This window comes from Sandaracinus amylolyticus (assembly GCF_000737325.1).
GTDB lineage: Bacteria > Myxococcota_A > Polyangia > Polyangiales > Sandaracinaceae > Sandaracinus > Sandaracinus amylolyticus.
Map to the genome: position 1 here is coordinate 2,412,797 of NZ_CP011125.1, position 16,561 is coordinate 2,429,357.

The window sequence follows — 16,561 nt, forward strand, 5'->3', positions numbered from 1 at the left end:
AAACTATTTCTGGATGAGTGAACGACGTGCTGTTCGGTGATCGAACGCTCGTCCCGCGTCGGTTCAAGGCTCTCGAGCGCAAGGATCTCTCCTCGATTCCGCAGCTCGCACGCCTCGGCGAGGGCGAGATCCGTGCGATGGAGATCGTGGCGTCCGTGCTCCCGTTCCGCGTGAACGAGTACGTGACGAGCGAGCTGATCGACTGGGCGCGCGTGCCCGACGATCCGATGTTCCAGCTCACGTTCCCGCAGCGCGGCATGCTGCGAGACGACGACTTCGCGATGATGGAGCGTGTCTTCGCGAGCGGCGCGCCGAGCGAGGCGATCCGCGCCGCCGCACGCGCGATCCAGCACCGCCTCAATCCGCACCCCGCGGGCCAGATGGAGCTCAACACGCCGATGCTCGGAGACGCGCGGACGCGTGGCATCCAGCACAAGTATCGCGAGACGGTTCTGTTCTTCCCCGCGCAGGGCCAGACCTGCCACGCGTACTGCACCTACTGCTTCCGCTGGCCGCAGTTCGTCGGGCTCGACGACATGAAGTTCGCGAGCCGCGAGGCCGACGAGCTCGTCCGCTATCTGGCCGATCACGAAGAGGTCACCGACGTGTTGATCACCGGCGGCGACCCGCTGCTGATGAAGACGTCGATCCTGCGCCGCTACGTCGAGCCGCTCCTCGCCGCCGATCTGCCGCACCTCGCGTCGATCCGGATCGGCACCAAGGCCCCCGCGTACTGGCCGTATCGCTTCGTGACCGATCCCGACGCCGACGATCTCCTGCGTCTGTTCGAAGAGGTCACGCGCTCGGGCCGCACGCTCGCGCTGATGGCGCACTACTCCCATCCGCGCGAGCTCGAGACCGCGATCGCGCAGCGCGCGGTGCAGCGCGTCCGGAGCACCGGCGCGGTGGTGCGCTGTCAGGCGCCGATCCTGCGTCACGTGAACGACGACGCGATCGCGTGGGCGGAGATGTGGCGCCTCCAGGCGCAGCTCGGCGCCGTGCCCTACTACGCGTTCGTCGAGCGCGACACCGGCGCGAGCCACTGGTTCGAGGTGCCGCTCGTCGACGCGTGGCGGATCGTGCGCGACGCGCTCGCGCGCGTGTCGGGGCTCGCGCGCACCGCGCGTGGACCCTCGATGAGCGCGACGCCGGGCAAGGTCACGGTCGACGGGCCCACGCACGTCCGTGGTGAGCGCGTGCTCGCGCTGCGCTTCCTCCAAGCACGCGAGCCGGACTGGGTCGGCCGCCCGTTCTTCGCGCGCTACGACGAGCGCGCGACGTGGCTCGATCAGCTCGAGCCCGCGTTCGGCGAGGCCGAGTTCTTCTTCGAGCCCGAGATGCGTCGCATCCGCCAGGACCCCGACGCGACGCGGAGCGCGTTCCGCACGCTGCGCCGTCGCCGGCTCCCCGTCATCGCCGCCGCACGCGCGGAGAGCACCGAGGGCTCGTGACCGATCCTTCGCTTCGTCTGCCTTCCCGTCTCTCGCTCTCTCTCACCTCCACCGGCGCCGAGGAGGCGGGGCTCGATCCTCGCCTCGTCGGGCTCCGGCCCTCGGCGACGCTCGCGATCCAGGAGCGCAGCGCGCAGCTCGCGCAGTCGGGCGTGCCCGTCGTGCGCTTCGGGCTCGGGCAGTCGCCGTTCCCGGTGCCGCTGCCGGTCACCGACGCGCTGCGCGCGAACGCGGCGCAGAAGGAGTACCTGCCGGTGCGCGGGCTTCCCGCGCTGCGCGTCGCGATCGCGCGACACCTCTGGAACCGCCACGGCGTCGGCCGCTCCTCGGAGGACGTGCTGATCGCGCCCGGGACCAAGGAGCTGATGTTCTTGCTCCAGGTCGTGTTCCGCGGCCGAGTCGTGGTGCCGACGCCTGCGTGGGTCTCGTACGTACCGCAGGCGCGCATCCTCGGACGCGACGTGTCGCTGCTCGCGACGCGCGAGGAAGATCGCTTTCAGATCGATCCCGACGCGCTCGATCGTCTCTGTCGCGAGGGCGGCCGCGCGCCGCGCGTGCTGATCCTGAATTCGCCGTCGAACCCGACCGGCGTCGCGCACGATCGAGCGCGCCTCGCCGCGATCGCCGACGTCGCGCGCGCGCACGGCATGATCGTGCTCTCCGACGAGATCTACGGGGAGCTCCACTTCTCCACGTCGCAGGCGCGCCACACGTCGATCGCGACGATGTACGACGAGGGCACGATCGTCTCGACCGGGCTCTCGAAGTGGTGCGGCGCGGGCGGATGGCGGCTCGGCTGCTTCGTGTTCCCGCCGCGCCTGCGATGGCTGCTCGACGCGATGGCGGTCGTCGCGAGCGAGACGTACTCCGCGACGAGCGCGCCGATCCAGCACGCGGCGGTGCGCGCGTTCCAGCCGGACCCGCGCATCGAGGCCGACCTCGTCGCGTCGCGTCGCGTGCTCGGCGCGCTCGTGCGCTGGGCGTGCGCTCGGCTGCGGGACGCCGGCGCGCGCGTGGTCGAGCCCGACGCGGCGTTCTACGTGTTCCCGTCGTTCGAGCCGCTGCGAGCGCAGCTCGAAGCGCGCGGGATCCACGACGACGTGCAGCTCGCCGAGCGCTTGTTGATCGACGAGGGGGTCGCCGCGCTTCCCGGCAGCGAGTTCGGCGCCGATCCGCGCGCGCTCCATCTGCGTCTCGCGCTCGTCGACTTCGACGGCGCCCGCGCGCTCACGGCCGCGGCGGCGAGCGCGGGGGCGATCGACGAAACGTTCCTGCGCGCATGGTGCGCGCCGACCGTGCACGGGATCGAGCGCATCGCGCGCTTCGCGACCGCGAGCTGACCACTGGCGCGCTCGCGCGCCCGCTGCCAGACCTCGCCACGAGATGCCGACGTCCGACGCGCCGCTCGAGCCGAAGCTCGGCAAGACGCTCCAGTTCATGCAGCTCCTCTGGGAGCTCACGCACGCGCTCCAGTCGCTCAGCAAGCGCATGGAAGGCGCGATCGGCATCACGGGCCCGCAGCGGCTCGCGCTGCGCATCATCGGACGGCGCCCCGGGATCGCGGCGGGCGAGCTCTCGAGCGCGATGCGCATCCACCCGAGCACGCTGACGGGCATCCTGCGCCGGCTCGAGGAGCGTCGCGCGGTGCGCCGCGAGCCCGATCCCGACGACGCCCGCCGCATGCACCTCTACCTCGCGAGCGCCGGCAAGGATCTCGATCGCGAGCGCAGCGGGACGGTCGAGGCCGCGGTCGCGCGTGCGATGCGTCAGGTCGACGCGCGCGACATCGAGGGCGCCCGTCGCGTCCTGCGCGCGGTGATCGACGAGCTCGCGCGCGAGGCCGGCGACGAGAGCTGACCTGGGTCCCGACGTCGCTCGCCGGCGCAGGGTCCTCCCGTCCGCGTGCGCCGCACGCTCCCGTGCGGACCCTTCGCCAGCGAGCACTCCCGCTGTGCCTAAAATCGGCTCGCCGGCGCAGGGTCCTCCCGTCCGCGTGCGCCGCACGCTCCCGTGCGGACCCTTCGCCAGCGAGCACTCCCGCGGACCCTGACCTCCGAGGTCATGGCCGAGCGTCGCGCGACGGCGCAGAGCAAGGACGCATGATCGAGCTCGAGCGCGATGCCCTCGACACCCCTCGCTTCGTCGCGTCGGACCGCGGCGGGCACTACGAGAGCTGGTTCCAGCGCGCGAACCACCCGACGCGACCGCTCGCGTTCTGGATCCGATCGACGATCCTCGCGCGCCGCGGTGCGCCGCCGGAGCAAGCGCTCGGCGAGGTCTGGGCGATCGTCTTCGACGGCGAGCGCGGGCGGGTCGTCGCGGTGCGCGAGGAGTTCACGATCGCGTCGTGTCGCTTCGCCCCGCGCGGCCTCGACGTGGACCTCGCGGGATCGCACCTCGACGCGCGGGCGATCGAGGGCGGCGCGAAGAGCGCGTCGCGCTCGCTGCGATGGTCGCTGCGCTACGCGAGCGCGTCGTCGCCGCTGCTGCTCTTCCCGCGCGCGCTCTACGACGCACCGCTGCCGCGGGCGAAGGTGCTCACCAGCGCGCCCTTCGCGCGCTTCGACGGCACGATCGAGGTCGACGGAGAGCCGCTCGCGATCGACGGATGGATCGGCAGCCACAACCACAATTGGGGCAGCCGCCACACCGACCGTTATGCGTGGGGCCAGGTCGCGGGCTTCGACGCCGCGCCCGAGGTGTTCCTCGAGGTCGCGACCGCGCGCGTCGCGGTGGGCCCGGTGCTCGCGCCGCCGCTCACCGTCGCGGTGCTGCGCCTCGGCGACGAGGAGGTGCGCTTCGACTCGGTGCCGCGCGGGCTCGCGGCGCGCGCGTCGTTCCATCCGTTCGAGTGGCGCTTCGACGTGCGCGCGAAGGGCGCGCGGCTGCACGGCCGGATGGAGGCGCCGGCGTCCACGTTCGTCGCGCTGCCCTACGGCAACCCTCCCGGCGGCACCAAGACGTGCCTCAACTCGAAGCTCGCGCGCTGCGAGATCGTGCTCGAGCGCGACGGTCGCGCGCCGCTCACGCTTCGCACGGCGCACCGTGCCGCGTTCGAGATGCTCGGCGACGATCCCGCGCCGCGCGGCATCGCCGCGCTCTGATCAGCGGCGCCGCGGGCGCGCCTTGCGCTCGGTCTCGCCGGTCTCGATCACCGCGCTCGCGTCGCTGACCGCCTGCGGCGGCGCGCCGACCGAGATGGGCGCGTCGGGATCGAGCCGCGACGCGATCACGAGCGTCGAGTAGAGCGACTCGAGCAGCATCTGCAGCACGGCCTCGCGCGCGACCTCGCGACGATCGAGCCAGTCGAGGCTCGCGGCCTCCACGAGGCCGATCCAGCTGCGCAGCGCGAAGCGCACCACCGGGCGCGGCTCGCTCAGCCCGAGCTCGTCCATCATGCGCTTCACGATCGCGTCGCGCGTCTCGTCGACGATCGCGGCGACCTCGGGATCGTTGCCGATCCCGCTGCGCATGAGCGACGCGTAGGGCGCCGCGTGCTCCTCGACGAAGCTCAGGTATCCGTCGAGCCCGGCGCGCGCGCGCGACGGCTGGGGCAGCGAGGCGTCGGGCTCGGTGCGGAGCTGCAGCTGCTGCGCGGCTTGTCGCACCGTCGCGACGTAGAACGCGCGCTTGCTGCCGAAGTAGTGATAGAGGAGCCCCTTCGAGATCCCCGCCGCCTCGGCGATGTCGTCGATCGACACGTCGTCGTACGCGCGCTCCGAGAACAGGCGCGCTCCGAGCTCGAGGAGCTGGGCGCGGCGCTCGTCGAGCGCGAGGCGATGGCGGGCGACCGGAGCGCTCATGCGGGGATCGCCGAGCATGACCCAGCCCCGCGTCCAGCGCTATTGACCGAAGTTCAACAGGTGCTAGATGCTCGCAACATCGCGGAGGAAGCCATGAGCGCGACGGCGGGCGCGGAGAGCAGCACGAAGAGGCCGATCCCGGTGCGCGCGATGGGCTTCGCGTTTCGCGAGGCCGCCGTGCCGCGGTGGTGGTTCTTCGAGAACCCGATCCCGACCCACGTCTCGAACGCGCTGAACCTGCTCTTCCCCGACGGCGAGCGCTTCTTCATCCGCTCGGTGAAGCACTACATGCACGTCATCGAGGACGACCCCGAGCTCCTCGCGCGCGTGCGCGGCTTCTTCGGTCAGGAGGGCCGGCACGGTCACGAGCACGAGCGCTACAACAAGCTGCTGCAGGAGCAGGGCTACGACCTCGAGCCGTTCCTCGCGCTCTACCGGCGGCTCGCGTTCGACGTGCTCGAGAAGCACGTGCCTCCGGTGCTGCGCCTGTCGGCCACCGCCGCGCTCGAGCACTACACCGCGACGATGGCGGAGAACGCGCTGAAGAGCGACATGCTCGAGCACGCGCACCCGCTGATGCGCGACCTGCTGCGCTGGCACGCCGCGGAGGAGATCGAGCACAAGTCGGTCGCGTACGACGTGCTGCAGCGCGTCGATCCGCGCTGGAGCGTGCGCGCCGCGGGGCTCGCGATCGGGACGGCGAGCATCCTCGCGTTCTGGATCCTCGGGGCGCGCGAGCTGCTGCGCCAGGAGGCCGCGATGGGCACCGAGCTCGACGTGCATCGTCGCGCTGCGGCGGCGGATCCGGTGCTCGAGCGCGAGCGCAGGCATCGCGCAGTCATGTTCCGCGCGGCGATCGCCGACTACCTGCGCGCCGACTTCCATCCGGATCAGAAGAACGACTACGAGCTCGCCCGGGCATACCTCGACGGCATCGGCCGGCTCGCTGGCTGATTCGAGCAAGTCTTCGGCAGATCATCGACGGTCCGCCACACGCTCTCGCGCCAGGATCGCACCGTGTCGGGAGGCGGTGTGATGGCTGTTCGGATGATCTCGGTCGCGTGTCTGCTCGTGGCGTGTGGCAGTGCGCCCGTCGCGCCGCGCGCTGTGGACCTCGATCGCGCGGATGGAGTCGGCACGTTCGTGTCGGTGCCCCGCGGGTTCCACACGCGCTCGTACTGGATCGAAGGGCCGGAGGGCGTCGTGGTGATCGACACCCAGTTCATGCCCTCCGAAGCGGAGCGCATGCTCGACACCGTCGAGCGCGAGACCGGCAAGCGCGTCGTGCTCGCGATCGTGCTGCACGCGAACCCCGACAAATTCAACGGCGCCGAGGTGATGCGCCGGCGCGGCGTGCGCGTCGTGACCTCGGAGCAGGTGCGCGCGCGAGTCCCCGAGGTCGACGCGCTGCGACGGCGATGGTTCTACGAGCGCTACGCGCCGGACTATCCGAGCGCGATGCCCGAGCTCGACGCCTTCGGCGACGCGACCACCGAGATCCACGCGGCGGGGCTCACGCTGCGCGCCCACGTGCTCGGCGCGGGATGCAGCGACGCGCACGTCGTGATCGACTGGAACGGGCACGTGTTCACCGGCGACCTCATCGCGCATCGCGCGCACGCGTGGCTGGAGCTCGGGCACGTCGATGCGTGGCTGGCGCGGCTCGACGAGATCGAGGCGCTGCGCCCGCGGCGCGTGCATCCGGGGCGCGGCGAGAGCGGTGGGGTGGAGCGCATCGACGCGCAGCGCGCGTACCTCGAGCACGTGCGCGCGCTGACGCGCGAGGCATCGCCCGTCGTGCCGGCGCCGGAAGGCGCGATCGACGCGCTGCGCGCGCGCATCGAGGCGTCGTATCCCGGCTACGCGTATCCGGTCTTCCTGCGCGTCGGGCTCCCCGCGGTGTGGACGGCGGTCGCGCTCGAGCGCGCGGAGTAGTCGCGCGGGGTCTCGCCCGCGAAGCGCGCGAACGCGTGGGTGAACGCCGACGGCGTCGCGAAGCCGAGCTCGGTCGCGACCTCCGCGACGCGCGTGCCGGGCACCGCGAGGCGCTCCATCGCGCGCAGCATGCGCGCCGCGTGGAGGTAGTCGCGAAAGCTGAGCGAGAGCTCGACTTCCATCCGCCGCGCCATCGTGCGCTCCGACATGCCCGCGGAGCGCGCCACGTCGGCCGCGCGCAGCGGATCGCCGAGCCGTGCGTGCACGATCGAGAGGGCACGGCGCAGCTCGTCGCTGCGCGGCGGCGGCAGGTGCATCGGGAGCGGGTCCGCCGCGCGTCGCTGCGCGATCTCGATCAGCACGCGCAGGAAGCGACGACCGCTCGCGTCGCGCGCAGCCTCGCGCGGACGCCAGCGCATCGCGTGCAGGATCATCTCGCGCGTGAGCGCGTCGACCGCGAGCACCACGCAGGGCGCTCGGGGCGCCGGCGCGAACCGCGGGGCCCAGTAGATCGTGCGGAGGCTCGCGGCGTGATCGACGTCGACGCGATGCGCGACGCGCGCGCGGATCAGCGCGGCGCGCCGAGGAGGCAGGAGCCACACGCCCTCCTCGAGCTCGAGCCGCAGCGCGCCCTCGGCCGCGAAGAGCAGCTGGTGACGGCGATGCGCGTGCCACGCGCCCGCGCCGGGCGTGAGCTCGTCCGCGAGCGCGAACGCCGGTGCGGTGACGCGATCGACGTCGACGTGATGGGCACGCACCGGACGAGGGTAACGTCCTCGTCGTGTGGGATGGCGACGGGCGTGCGCGGGTGACAAGTTTCCTCTCACGCGCGGAGGGACGGGGCATGCGTGGTCTCGCGGTGCTGTCGTGCGTGATCGGGGTACTCGTCGCGGCACCGCGCGCGAACGCGCAGGCGCACGGCGTCGAGCTGCAGTGCAACCTGTCGATCCGTCCGTACTTCGCGGACCCATACACCGGCGAGCACGTGCGTGCGACGCCGCAGGACTACGAGCTGCGCACCGTCGGGGATCGCTCGCACGTCGACGCGCAGAGCGACGGCTGGACCGTGCGCTCCGCGTCGATGCGCATCGAGTACGAGATCGTCGAGCGCGCGACGGGGCGCGCGGTGCTGCGCGACACCGCGGAGCTCGCGTGTGGGCGCACGCTGCCGCACGGCACGCCCGAGGGGGTCATCGAGCTCGTGCCGGGGCGCGTGTTCTTCGGCGCGACGATCACCCACGGGCCCGACGACGCCGCGAGCTGCGGCGGCGATGGCGGCCCGCAGCAGTGGTACGTGGTGCAGCTCGCATCGCCGGCGCGGCTCTCGCTGCGCCTCGTGTCGGAGTTCGACGCGACGATCTACGTGCGCGAGGGCGCGATCGACGGGCCCGAGGTCGCGTGCCGCGATCGCGCGGCGCGGCTCGAGACGTTCGACATGCACCTGCCTGCGGGCACGTACTTCGTCGCGGTCGACGGCACGCACGCGTTCGGTCGGTATCGCCTCGTCGCGTTCGAAGATCCGGTCGATCCGCGCGCGATCGAGAGCGCACCGCACGGCGAGCTCCACGCGCGCGACGCGATCGAGAGCGAGCTCGTGCCCGCCGCGTCGCGCTACCACGGGAGCTGCGGCGGAACCCAAGCGCCCGAGCATCTCTACGCGCTGCGCGTCGATCACGCGGCGCGCTTCTCGTTCCGGCTCGCGAGCCGCTTCGACTCCGCGCTCTATCTGCTCGCGGAGAACGGTGACGAGCTCGGATGTCGCAGCACCGTCGGGTTGCCGGGCGGTTGGCGACAGTCGCGCGTCGCGCTCGATCTCGCGCCCGGCGTGTACTGGGTCGTGGTGGACGGCGAGAGCGCGGTGGGTGGCGCGGGCACGTATCGCCTCGTCTCGCAGGAGCTGCCCGCGCCCGAGTGACCTCGACTCGCGCGTGCGGCGATCGCTCGGCATACTCGCGTGCCCGCTGCGGCCCTTCTTCCTGATCCGCAGCGCGACGTGAACGAGATGCCCTCTCGCGTGCCTCCTCCGCCGCTCGTCCCGCTCTCCACGCTGCTGCCCGCGGAGCCGCTGCTCCTGATGGGCGCGGGCCCCGTGCCGATCCCGCACGCGGTGGCGCGCGCGAACGGCGTGGTGATCAACCACCTCGGCGAGACGATGGACAAGGTCATCGCCGCGGTGAAGGCGATGAGCCGCTACGCGTTCCAGACGAACGCGGAGAAGGTGCTCGGCGTCGGTGGGCCGGCGTCGGGCGCGATGGAGATGGCGATGGCCAGCTTCGTCTGGCCGGGTCGCAAGGTGCTCTGCCTGAAGAGCGGCACGTTCAGCGGTCGCCTCGGCGAGATGGCGCTGGGCCTCGGCGGCACCGTGAAGTTCCTCGAGCCCGAGGTCGCGACGCCGGTGAGCGCGCAGGCAGTCGCGGACGCGTTCGCGCGCGAGCGGTTCGACGTCGTGACGATCGCGCAGGGCGAGACGTCGTGCGGCCTGCTCAACGTGGAGCTGCCGCAGATCGCGGCCATCGCGCGCGAGCACGGCGCGATCGTGGTCGTCGATGCGGTGGTGACGCTGTCGACGATGCCGATGCGCATGGACGAGTGGGGCATCGACGCCGCGGTCACCGGTGGACAGAAGGGCCTGTCGTCGATCCCCGGCGTGTCGCTGATCGCGTTCAGCGATCGTGCGTGGAAGGTCGTCGGCGAGCGTCCTTCGCCGCGCTCGCACTGGTGCTTCGACGCCGAGCGTGCGTGGCGCTTCTGGGGCTACCAGCAGTACCACTACACCGCGCCGGTGCCGGGCATCCTCGCGCTGCACGAGGCGCTGCGGCTCATCTGCGACGAGACGCTCGAGCGTCGGTTCGAGCGGCACCGCGTGAGCAGCGAGGCGCTGCAGCGCGGGATCGAGGCGATGGGCCTCTCGCTGTTCGTGCCGAGGTCGCATCGACTGAACTCGGTGGTCGCGATCACGATCCCGAAGGGCGTCGACGGCGCGCGGGTGCGCAAGACGATGAGCACCCAGTACAACGTCGAGATCTCCGGCGCGTTCGGGCTCGACGTCGTGCGCATCGGCCAGATGGGCGAGCAGTGCCGCTCGCACAACCTGTTCAAGGTGCTCTACGCGATGGGCATGGCCTTCCGGAAGGAGGGCGTGAAGCTCGACGTCGCAGCAGGCATGGCCGCGCTGGAAGAAGCGCTGTCGGGCGAGAGCGAGTCGGTCGGCTGATCTCAGGAGCTCCTGCTCTCCGATTGGTTCCTGCGGTCCTCGTCGATTCGGATTCTTGCTCTCAGAGCGAGAGGTCGAATCGATAGGTCATCTTCAGCGTGACCTCGTGCTCGACGACGACGTTCGTCGCGTCCCAGTCGACCTCCTCCCGCCATACGACGAACAGATCGCTGCCCGGCGCGTAGCGCCATCGCACCCGCAGGAGCCCGGTCGCGCGCTCGTTCTCGCCGTCGACTCGCCCGATCAGATCGATCTGCAGCGCGGTCGTGGGCGTCACTCGCAAGAGCCCGTTGATTGCGTACGTCCAGAACGGATCGTGCTCGCGCAACATCACGTGATAGACGTCGGCGCGCAGGTCGATGCGCACGAACGGCCCGAGGCTCGCGGCGAAGCGCGCATACGGGTTGTGCAGCACGCCGCCGAAGTAGGCGTTGCTCACCGAGTAGAAGAGCTCGACGTACGGGTTCCGCGCCGACGGCGACGCGACGTACGCCTCGACGTACACGCCGCGCCACGTGCCCGCGCGCGCCGTGACACCGGGCACGATCTCGAAGTCCTCGTCGACGACGTCCTCGCGGTACTCCGCGATGAAGCTCGCCATCCATCCCGCGTCGCCTTCGACCTCCGCCCACACGGCGCCGCTGCCGTAGAGCACGCGCCCGAAGTCGTCGCTCGCCTGCAGCTGCATCAGCGGGCCGATCTGCATGCGCCGGAAGAAGCCCGAGGGACGCGCGATCACCGGCGCCTCGAGCGAGAGCTGCGCCGCGCCCGGACGGCGCGCGAACCCGAGCTCCGGGGCGTAGCCGCGATCGACGAAGAGCCCCGAGAGCACGGGCTGCCAGATGTCACCGCGCCATCGGATCGAGGCTGCGCTCGCGAAGCCCTCGCCGTCGCGATCGGCGTCGAGCCGTCCGTCGACCGCGGTGCCCGACGCGAAGCCGTAGAGCTCGAGGCGATCCTCCGCGGTGCGCACCAGCGCGTCGCCGCCGTACGTGATGGAGGGACCGCGATCGAGCGGACCGCCGTCCCAGCGAAACGGTTGTCGCGACACGACGAACGCGCCGACGTACGACGCGCCGTCGCTGCTCGACGGCAGATCGAGCGCGAGGCGGCCTCGCGCCGCGGTGTGGTTCGCGGCGGGCACGTCGCCCTGGTCGTCGGTGAGCACGTCGATCACACCGAAGCTCACCGGGCCCGAGCGACCGTAGAGCTTGAGCCCGCCGAGCACCGGGATCGGATCGCCCGTGGGGTCGAGCCCGATGCGTCGCGAGTAGAAGGGCACGAGCGTCTCGGGCACGCCCGCGTCGAACACGTCGAGCCCGTTGAGGAAGAAGGGGCGGCGCTCCGGGAGGAAGAGCGGGAATCGATCGAGGTTGACGAGCGCGTCGTCGAGATCGACCTGCGCGAAGTCAGTGAGCGCCGTCAGCTCGGCCCACACGTCTCCGTCGATGCGCATCAGCGCGTCGGCACCGACCGCGCCGCGGAACGCATCCGCGGGATCGCCGCTCTCCGGGGACTCGTACGCGCCGAGCGAGTAGAGCGTGACGGCGAGCGGCGCGCCGACGCCGCCGATCTCCACGCCCTCGACCACGCCGTAGTGCAGCGCGGAGAACGCGCCGAATTCGGGGGGCATCGCGGCCCAGTCGTAGGTCGCGGCGCGCGCGTTGTGATCGCGGCTCACGTTGATGCCGATCGCGCGCGGGCCCTGGGCGTCGGCGAGCCCGAGCGAGATCGCGGGGATGCGCAGCTCGGCGACCCAGCGGCCCTCGTGCACGCGCACCGCGCTCTCCCAGACCATGTCGACCTCGCGCCGGAACGCGCGTCCGTTGTCGAGCACGAGGTAGTCGAGCTGCGCGCCCGACGCGCTCACGACGAAGCCGAGCGTGGTGCGGTGATCGCGGCGCGCGTCGATCTTCACGCTCACCGCGTCGTCGTTCCAGATGTCCTCGGAGTCGCGCGTCATCGAGAGCGCGCGTGGCGACTCGCCGGGCGCGAGATCGAGCTCGATGCCGACGTAGAGCGCGCTCGCGTCGTAGAGCACGCGGAAGCGGGTGCCGACGGCGGCCCGCACGCCAGGGTGCGGCGTGCGCTCGGTGAAGCCCGACGCGAGCTCGGCGCGCGACCACGCGTCCTCGTCGAGCGCGCCGTCGACGTCGATCGGGGTGGCGCCGCGCGACGCGGCGCGGACGCGTGGTGGCTCGTCGGCGCGCGCCAGCGCAGGCAGCGCGAACAGGATCGCGAAGACGAGCGAGGCGGCGCGCATGGGCGACGGACGCGCGCGGTATGCCGCTAGTCGCGCCGGCCGTCGAGGCAGCGCAGGTACGCGACGAGATCGTCGATGTCCGCGTCGCCGAGCGCAGCCGTGCGGCCGTGCGCGTCGCCCGGGTTGCGATCGCGGAGCACTTCGCGGAGCGTCGCGGCCGAGCCGTCGTGGAGATAGGGCGCGGTCGACCACACGCCGTGCAGCGTCGGTGTGTCGAGGCCGGGCAGCGCCGCGCCGAGCCGCTGGCCCGAGCCGGCGCCGAGCGTGCCGACGTCGTGGAGCCGCGGACTGCCATCCTCGTCGAAGCCGCTGTCGGTCATGCGATCGCCGGCGTGGCAGTCGGCGCATCCCGTGGCGCTCGACTCGAAGAGCACGCGCCCGCGCTCGGCGGCCTCCGGGAGCGAGCCGTCGGGCGCGCGGAACGGGCTCGGCGCGAACGTGGCGAGCGACGCCACGTACGCCGCGAGCGCGTCGAGATCCGCGCTGATCCCCGACTTGCGGTCGCCGAGCGTCGTGTCGCGCGTGCCGGTGTGGAACGACGCGTCGTCCATCAGCCCGGCGCCGCGGAACGGACCGCGGATGTCGTGCTCGAAGTCCTGCACTTCGTCGAAATTCGCGGTCCAGTGGATCGCGCCCGTGGTGGGGAATCCGAGCAGGGAGGTCGTGTTCCGCAGTCCCTCGCCGCGATCGGTGAAGTCCCACACGCGACGATCGTCGAGCCCGTCGAGGTGGCAGTGCGCGCACGCGATGTATCCGTCGCTCGAGAGGCGGGGATCGCGGCTGTCGTTGAAGAGGATCTTGCCGCGCAGGAGGACGTCGGAGAGCGGCTCGCTCGTCGGGATGCGGACGCGCGCGAGCGCGCTGGGCTCGACGTCGAAGTCGCGCACGTCGTAGATCACGATCTCGCGCGAGAGGTACGCGTCGACGAACAGGAATCGATCGTCGGGCGAGAGCGCGAGCCCGTTCGGTGCGAGCCCGACGTCCTGGATCGATCCGGCGAGCCGCGTCTCGAGCACGTCGATGCGCTCGACGGTGCGCGTGCCGCGGGTGAGCGCGAAGAGGTAGTCGCCGCGCGACGAGAGCACGCCTGCGTGGGTGAACCCGCGGTTGTCGAGCTGTCGGCGGCGCTCGACGTCCTCGACGCCGCTCGCGGGATCGAGGAACGAGATCACCGCGCGCATGGTCGTCTCGAACGTGAGCGGGCGTGCGCCTCCGGTGACGAACAGCCCTTCGCCGATCGCGGCCTGGAGCGAGGGCACCATCGCGGTGGTCGCGTCGGGAGAGACGAGGAGCTGCTCCAGATAGCTCGGCACGCCGCCGACCTCGGTGTCGCTCGACGGCTGCGGATCGTACGCGAGCGTCCAGGTCTCGACGTCGGCGCTCGTCACGTCGACCGCGGCGATCTCGCCGTGCTCGTCGGGCGAGCGCCAGCGCGTGACGGCGATGCGCCCGTCGGGCAGCACCGAGACGCCGCGCGCATCGTCGATCGCACGAATCGAGCGTGCCAGTCGCAGACTGGCATCCTCGAGCGTGATCTCCGCGAGCATGCCAGTCGCCTGGAGCGAGACCCACGCCGAGCCGTCGGTGCCGACGACGCCGAACGGGCGCGACCCGCGCGGGAGCGCGACCTGCTGCACGGCGTCGCGCTCGAGCTCCACCAGCGCGACCGCGTCTCCGGTGCACGCGACGATCACACGACCGCGCCACGGCGCGAGCGTCCGCGGCTCGTCGCACACACGCGCGCGACGCACGACCTCGAGCGTCGCGTCGTCGCTCCACCGCGCGAGCACGACTTCGTCGGAGTCCGGGCTCACCGCCGCGACGAGGTGATCGCCCACGAGCGCGATCGAGCTCGACTGTCGCGGCACGTGGGTCGGCGGACGCGTGACGCTGATCACGACCCCCGCGCTGCGCCGTCGTCCGCTGGCGTCCCACACCGTCAGCACGGCCTGCTCGCGGCCCGGCGCGGCGTAGCGCACGCGCAGCACGGGATCCTCGGAGATCGGCCCAGGCGCGAGGCCACCGCCGGGCGCCCATTGATATCGCGTCGCGCCGGTCGAGGCCGAGCCGTCGAGCACGACCTCGTCACCGACGAGCGCGTAGCGCGACGCTCCCGCGAGCGCGCGCAGCTCGACCGGCGCGTCGATCGGCGTCGATGCGTCCTGCACGACGGCGGCGTCGGGCTCGACGCGCGGCGCGCCGCACGCGGCCAGCACGAGCACGATCGCGAGCGCGCGCCTCACGGGACGCCCACGCGGAACGTCGCGGTGAACGCCTCGCTCACGGCGTTGCCCGACACGTCGCGCACGCCGCCCGCGGGGATCTCGAGCACGTACTCGCCCCGCTCGAGCGGGCAGAACGGCGAGAACGTGACGATCGTCTCCTGCGCGCTCACCACGCCCGCGACGCGGCCTTCGTCGGGCGTCGCGCCCGCGCGATGCAGGCGCACCGAGCCTTCCCACGCGCTCTGCACGTCGATCATCTCGTCGAACGTGACCGCGAAGCGCGACGTGGGCGGCAGTCCCTCGGCGCCGTCTTGCGGCCACGCCCAGGTCACGCGCGGAGCGTTCGAGTCGGGCTCGGCGCGCCACGGTGCGATGGCGCTGCCCTGATCGTTCGGATCGACTCCGTCGGGCAGCGCGTCGACGCTGAGCAGCGCGAGGTTCCCGAGCGGCACGATGGTGTCGAGATCACCGGGCAGGCTCAGCTCGCGCACGACTCGGATGTTCGAGAGATCCGACACGTCGTAGATGCGCGCGACGCTCGACTCGCCGACGAACGCGTAGTGCTCGTGGAGGAACACGTATCCGCCGTTCCCGCCGCTGCGATACGAGCCTGCATATCGCGGCTGCGTCGGATCGTGGATGTCCATCACCATCAATCCGCCGCCGTCTTCCTTCTTCGCGTACCAGACGTATCCGCCGGTCGCGGTCGTGAAGTACGCCTCTCGCGCTCTGCCGTTCTCGTCGAGCGCGTCGAAGTCGCCGCCCGGGATCGGCTGTGGATCTTCGGGATCCGAGATGTCGAGGAGCACGGTGCGCGGGCCCTCGGCCGCGGTGACGATCAGCAGGTTCCCGATCGCCTGCACGTGTCCGGCGCGCAGCGTCGGCTCGAACGACACCTGTCGCACCAGCACCGGATTGCGCGGATTCGTCGCGTCGACGACGTACACGCCGTTGTCCGCGCCGGCGACGTACACGTACGGCACCTGCCAGAACACGCTCAGTGTCACGCGTGCATACGCGTCGGGATAGAGGAATCCCGGCAGATCGAGGCTCGACACCGCCTCGGGCGCGGTGGGATCCGACACGTCCCAGAACTGCACGCCTCCGGCGTCGCGCATGAGCGCGCGCCGCAATCCGTCGACCACCGCCCAGCGACCGCCGTGCGACGAGAACCCGATCGAGTGCGACTCGCGCATCTGGCGCGAGCTGCCCGAGCCGATGCGCGTCGGGGCGCAGGGATCGCTGAGATCGAAGAAGGCCAGTCCGCCGCCGCCGAACTCCGGCGCGATCGGCATGAGCAGATATCCGTCGTAGATGACGCCGAGGTTGTGGTGATCGGTGACGTCCCACTCGCCGCCGTCGAGGAAGGCGCAGCCGGCTCCGAGCGCGCTCTCCTCGAAGGTCACCGCGGGCACTCCCGGACCGCGCGGCGCGGGGAACGCGTCGGGCGCGGGGTAGGGCCCGGGCGCGCCGGCGCTCGGATCGCAGAACGGAGTGCGCATCGGCGGCCCCGCGTCGCTCCCCGCGTCCTGCGCCTGTGCGCCGGCGTCGGTGCTCGCGGCGTCGTCGTCGCCGCACGCGAGGATCGAGAGCGCACAGAGCGCCACCGCCGCTGCGTGGTTCCGCATGTCGCAGCGATGGTATCGGAGCTCGCGCCGCGCCGATCGTGA

At 71.8% G+C, this 16,561-nt stretch carries 13 protein-coding genes; 8 read left to right on the forward strand and 5 right to left on the reverse strand.

The annotated features are described in order from the left end of the window. The first annotated feature begins 17 nt into the window (after positions 1 to 17). From DB32_RS10130 to DB32_RS10145, 4 genes are all read left to right on the forward strand, one after another. Positions 18 to 1,451 carry a KamA family radical SAM protein gene (locus tag DB32_RS10130; protein ID WP_075097497.1) on the forward strand — a complete coding sequence of 478 codons (1,434 nt, stop codon included), beginning with the start codon at positions 18 to 20 and terminating at the stop codon, positions 1,449 to 1,451. Further along, on the forward strand, positions 1,448 to 2,791 hold the full coding sequence (locus DB32_RS10135) for a pyridoxal phosphate-dependent aminotransferase (protein ID WP_205627041.1): 1,344 nt from the start codon (positions 1,448 to 1,450) through the stop codon (positions 2,789 to 2,791). The genes DB32_RS10130 and DB32_RS10135 overlap by 4 nt, the downstream gene beginning before the upstream one ends. A gap of 43 nt (positions 2,792 to 2,834) precedes the next feature. Further along, positions 2,835 to 3,308 carry a MarR family winged helix-turn-helix transcriptional regulator gene (locus DB32_RS10140; protein ID WP_053232219.1) on the forward strand — a complete coding sequence of 158 codons (474 nt, stop codon included), beginning with the start codon at positions 2,835 to 2,837 and terminating at the stop codon, positions 3,306 to 3,308. A 242-nt stretch (positions 3,309 to 3,550) separates the two neighbouring features. Next, positions 3,551 to 4,555 carry a hypothetical protein gene (locus tag DB32_RS10145; RefSeq protein ID WP_053232220.1) on the forward strand — a complete coding sequence of 335 codons (1,005 nt, stop codon included), beginning with the start codon at positions 3,551 to 3,553 and terminating at the stop codon, positions 4,553 to 4,555. Here the strand turns inward: DB32_RS10145 and DB32_RS10150 are convergent, their stop codons facing one another. Continuing rightward, positions 4,556 to 5,254 (reverse strand): TetR/AcrR family transcriptional regulator, encoded by a 699-nt coding sequence (locus tag DB32_RS10150; RefSeq protein ID WP_169791401.1) that lies wholly within the window; start codon positions 5,252 to 5,254, stop codon positions 4,556 to 4,558. Positions 5,255 to 5,347: 93 nt separating this feature from the next. Here DB32_RS10150 and DB32_RS10155 point away from each other — a divergent pair, with 93 nt between their 5' ends. Then, positions 5,348 to 6,208, forward strand: a complete 861-nt coding sequence (locus DB32_RS10155) for a metal-dependent hydrolase (RefSeq protein ID WP_075097498.1) — start codon at positions 5,348 to 5,350, stop codon at positions 6,206 to 6,208. A gap of 81 nt (positions 6,209 to 6,289) precedes the next feature. Continuing rightward, positions 6,290 to 7,189 (forward strand): MBL fold metallo-hydrolase, encoded by a 900-nt coding sequence (locus DB32_RS10160; RefSeq protein ID WP_053232222.1) that lies wholly within the window; start codon positions 6,290 to 6,292, stop codon positions 7,187 to 7,189. On the opposite strand, the gene DB32_RS10165 is transcribed toward DB32_RS10160, so the two are convergent. Beyond that, entirely contained in the window at positions 7,114 to 7,947 is an 834-nt protein-coding gene (locus tag DB32_RS10165) for an AraC family transcriptional regulator (protein WP_053232223.1), read from the reverse strand. The two genes, DB32_RS10160 and DB32_RS10165, sit on opposite strands and share 76 nt — an antisense overlap. Positions 7,948 to 8,033: 86 nt before the next feature. Here DB32_RS10165 and DB32_RS10170 point away from each other — a divergent pair, with 86 nt between their 5' ends. Further along, complete coding sequence (locus DB32_RS10170; RefSeq protein WP_053232224.1) at positions 8,034 to 9,104, forward strand: hypothetical protein; 1,071 nt, start codon at positions 8,034 to 8,036, stop codon at positions 9,102 to 9,104. A gap of 87 nt (positions 9,105 to 9,191) precedes the next feature. Next, complete coding sequence (locus DB32_RS10175; RefSeq protein WP_053238757.1) at positions 9,192 to 10,403, forward strand: pyridoxal-phosphate-dependent aminotransferase family protein; 1,212 nt, start codon at positions 9,192 to 9,194, stop codon at positions 10,401 to 10,403. 61 nt (positions 10,404 to 10,464) lie between these two features. Here the strand turns inward: DB32_RS10175 and DB32_RS10180 are convergent, their stop codons facing one another. From DB32_RS10180 to DB32_RS10190, 3 genes are read right to left on the reverse strand one after another with little or no spacing between them, the layout of a single operon-like run. Then, a complete protein-coding gene (locus tag DB32_RS10180; RefSeq protein WP_053232225.1) occupies positions 10,465 to 12,666 on the reverse strand; it encodes a carbohydrate binding family 9 domain-containing protein in 2,202 nt (733 codons plus the stop codon). Between the two features lie 26 nt (positions 12,667 to 12,692). Next, positions 12,693 to 14,909, reverse strand: a complete 2,217-nt coding sequence (locus tag DB32_RS10185) for a c-type cytochrome (RefSeq protein WP_053232226.1) — start codon at positions 14,907 to 14,909, stop codon at positions 12,693 to 12,695. Continuing rightward, positions 14,906 to 16,519, reverse strand: a complete 1,614-nt coding sequence (locus DB32_RS10190; protein ID WP_053232227.1) for an Ig-like domain-containing protein — start codon at positions 16,517 to 16,519, stop codon at positions 14,906 to 14,908. Before DB32_RS10190 ends, DB32_RS10185 begins: the two co-directional genes overlap by 4 nt. Positions 16,520 to 16,561: the final 42 nt, after the last annotated feature.

Excerpts from the sequence above, each read along its gene's own strand:
- DB32_RS10140 (WP_053232219.1), top strand. The coding sequence starts at position 2,835 with ATGCCGACGTCCGACGCGCCGCTCGAGCCGAAGCTCGGCAAGACGCTC.
- DB32_RS10145 (WP_053232220.1), top strand. The coding sequence starts at position 3,551 with ATGATCGAGCTCGAGCGCGATGCCCTCGACACCCCTCGCTTCGTCGCG.
- DB32_RS10150 (WP_169791401.1), bottom strand. The coding sequence starts at position 5,254 with ATGAGCGCTCCGGTCGCCCGCCATCGCCTCGCGCTCGACGAGCGCCGC.
- DB32_RS10155 (WP_075097498.1), top strand. The coding sequence starts at position 5,348 with ATGAGCGCGACGGCGGGCGCGGAGAGCAGCACGAAGAGGCCGATCCCG.
- DB32_RS10160 (WP_053232222.1), top strand. The coding sequence starts at position 6,290 with ATGGCTGTTCGGATGATCTCGGTCGCGTGTCTGCTCGTGGCGTGTGGC.
- DB32_RS10170 (WP_053232224.1), top strand. The coding sequence starts at position 8,034 with ATGCGTGGTCTCGCGGTGCTGTCGTGCGTGATCGGGGTACTCGTCGCG.
- DB32_RS10175 (WP_053238757.1), top strand. The coding sequence starts at position 9,192 with ATGCCCTCTCGCGTGCCTCCTCCGCCGCTCGTCCCGCTCTCCACGCTG.
- DB32_RS10180 (WP_053232225.1), bottom strand. The coding sequence starts at position 12,666 with ATGCGCGCCGCCTCGCTCGTCTTCGCGATCCTGTTCGCGCTGCCTGCG.
- DB32_RS10190 (WP_053232227.1), bottom strand. The coding sequence starts at position 16,519 with ATGCGGAACCACGCAGCGGCGGTGGCGCTCTGTGCGCTCTCGATCCTC.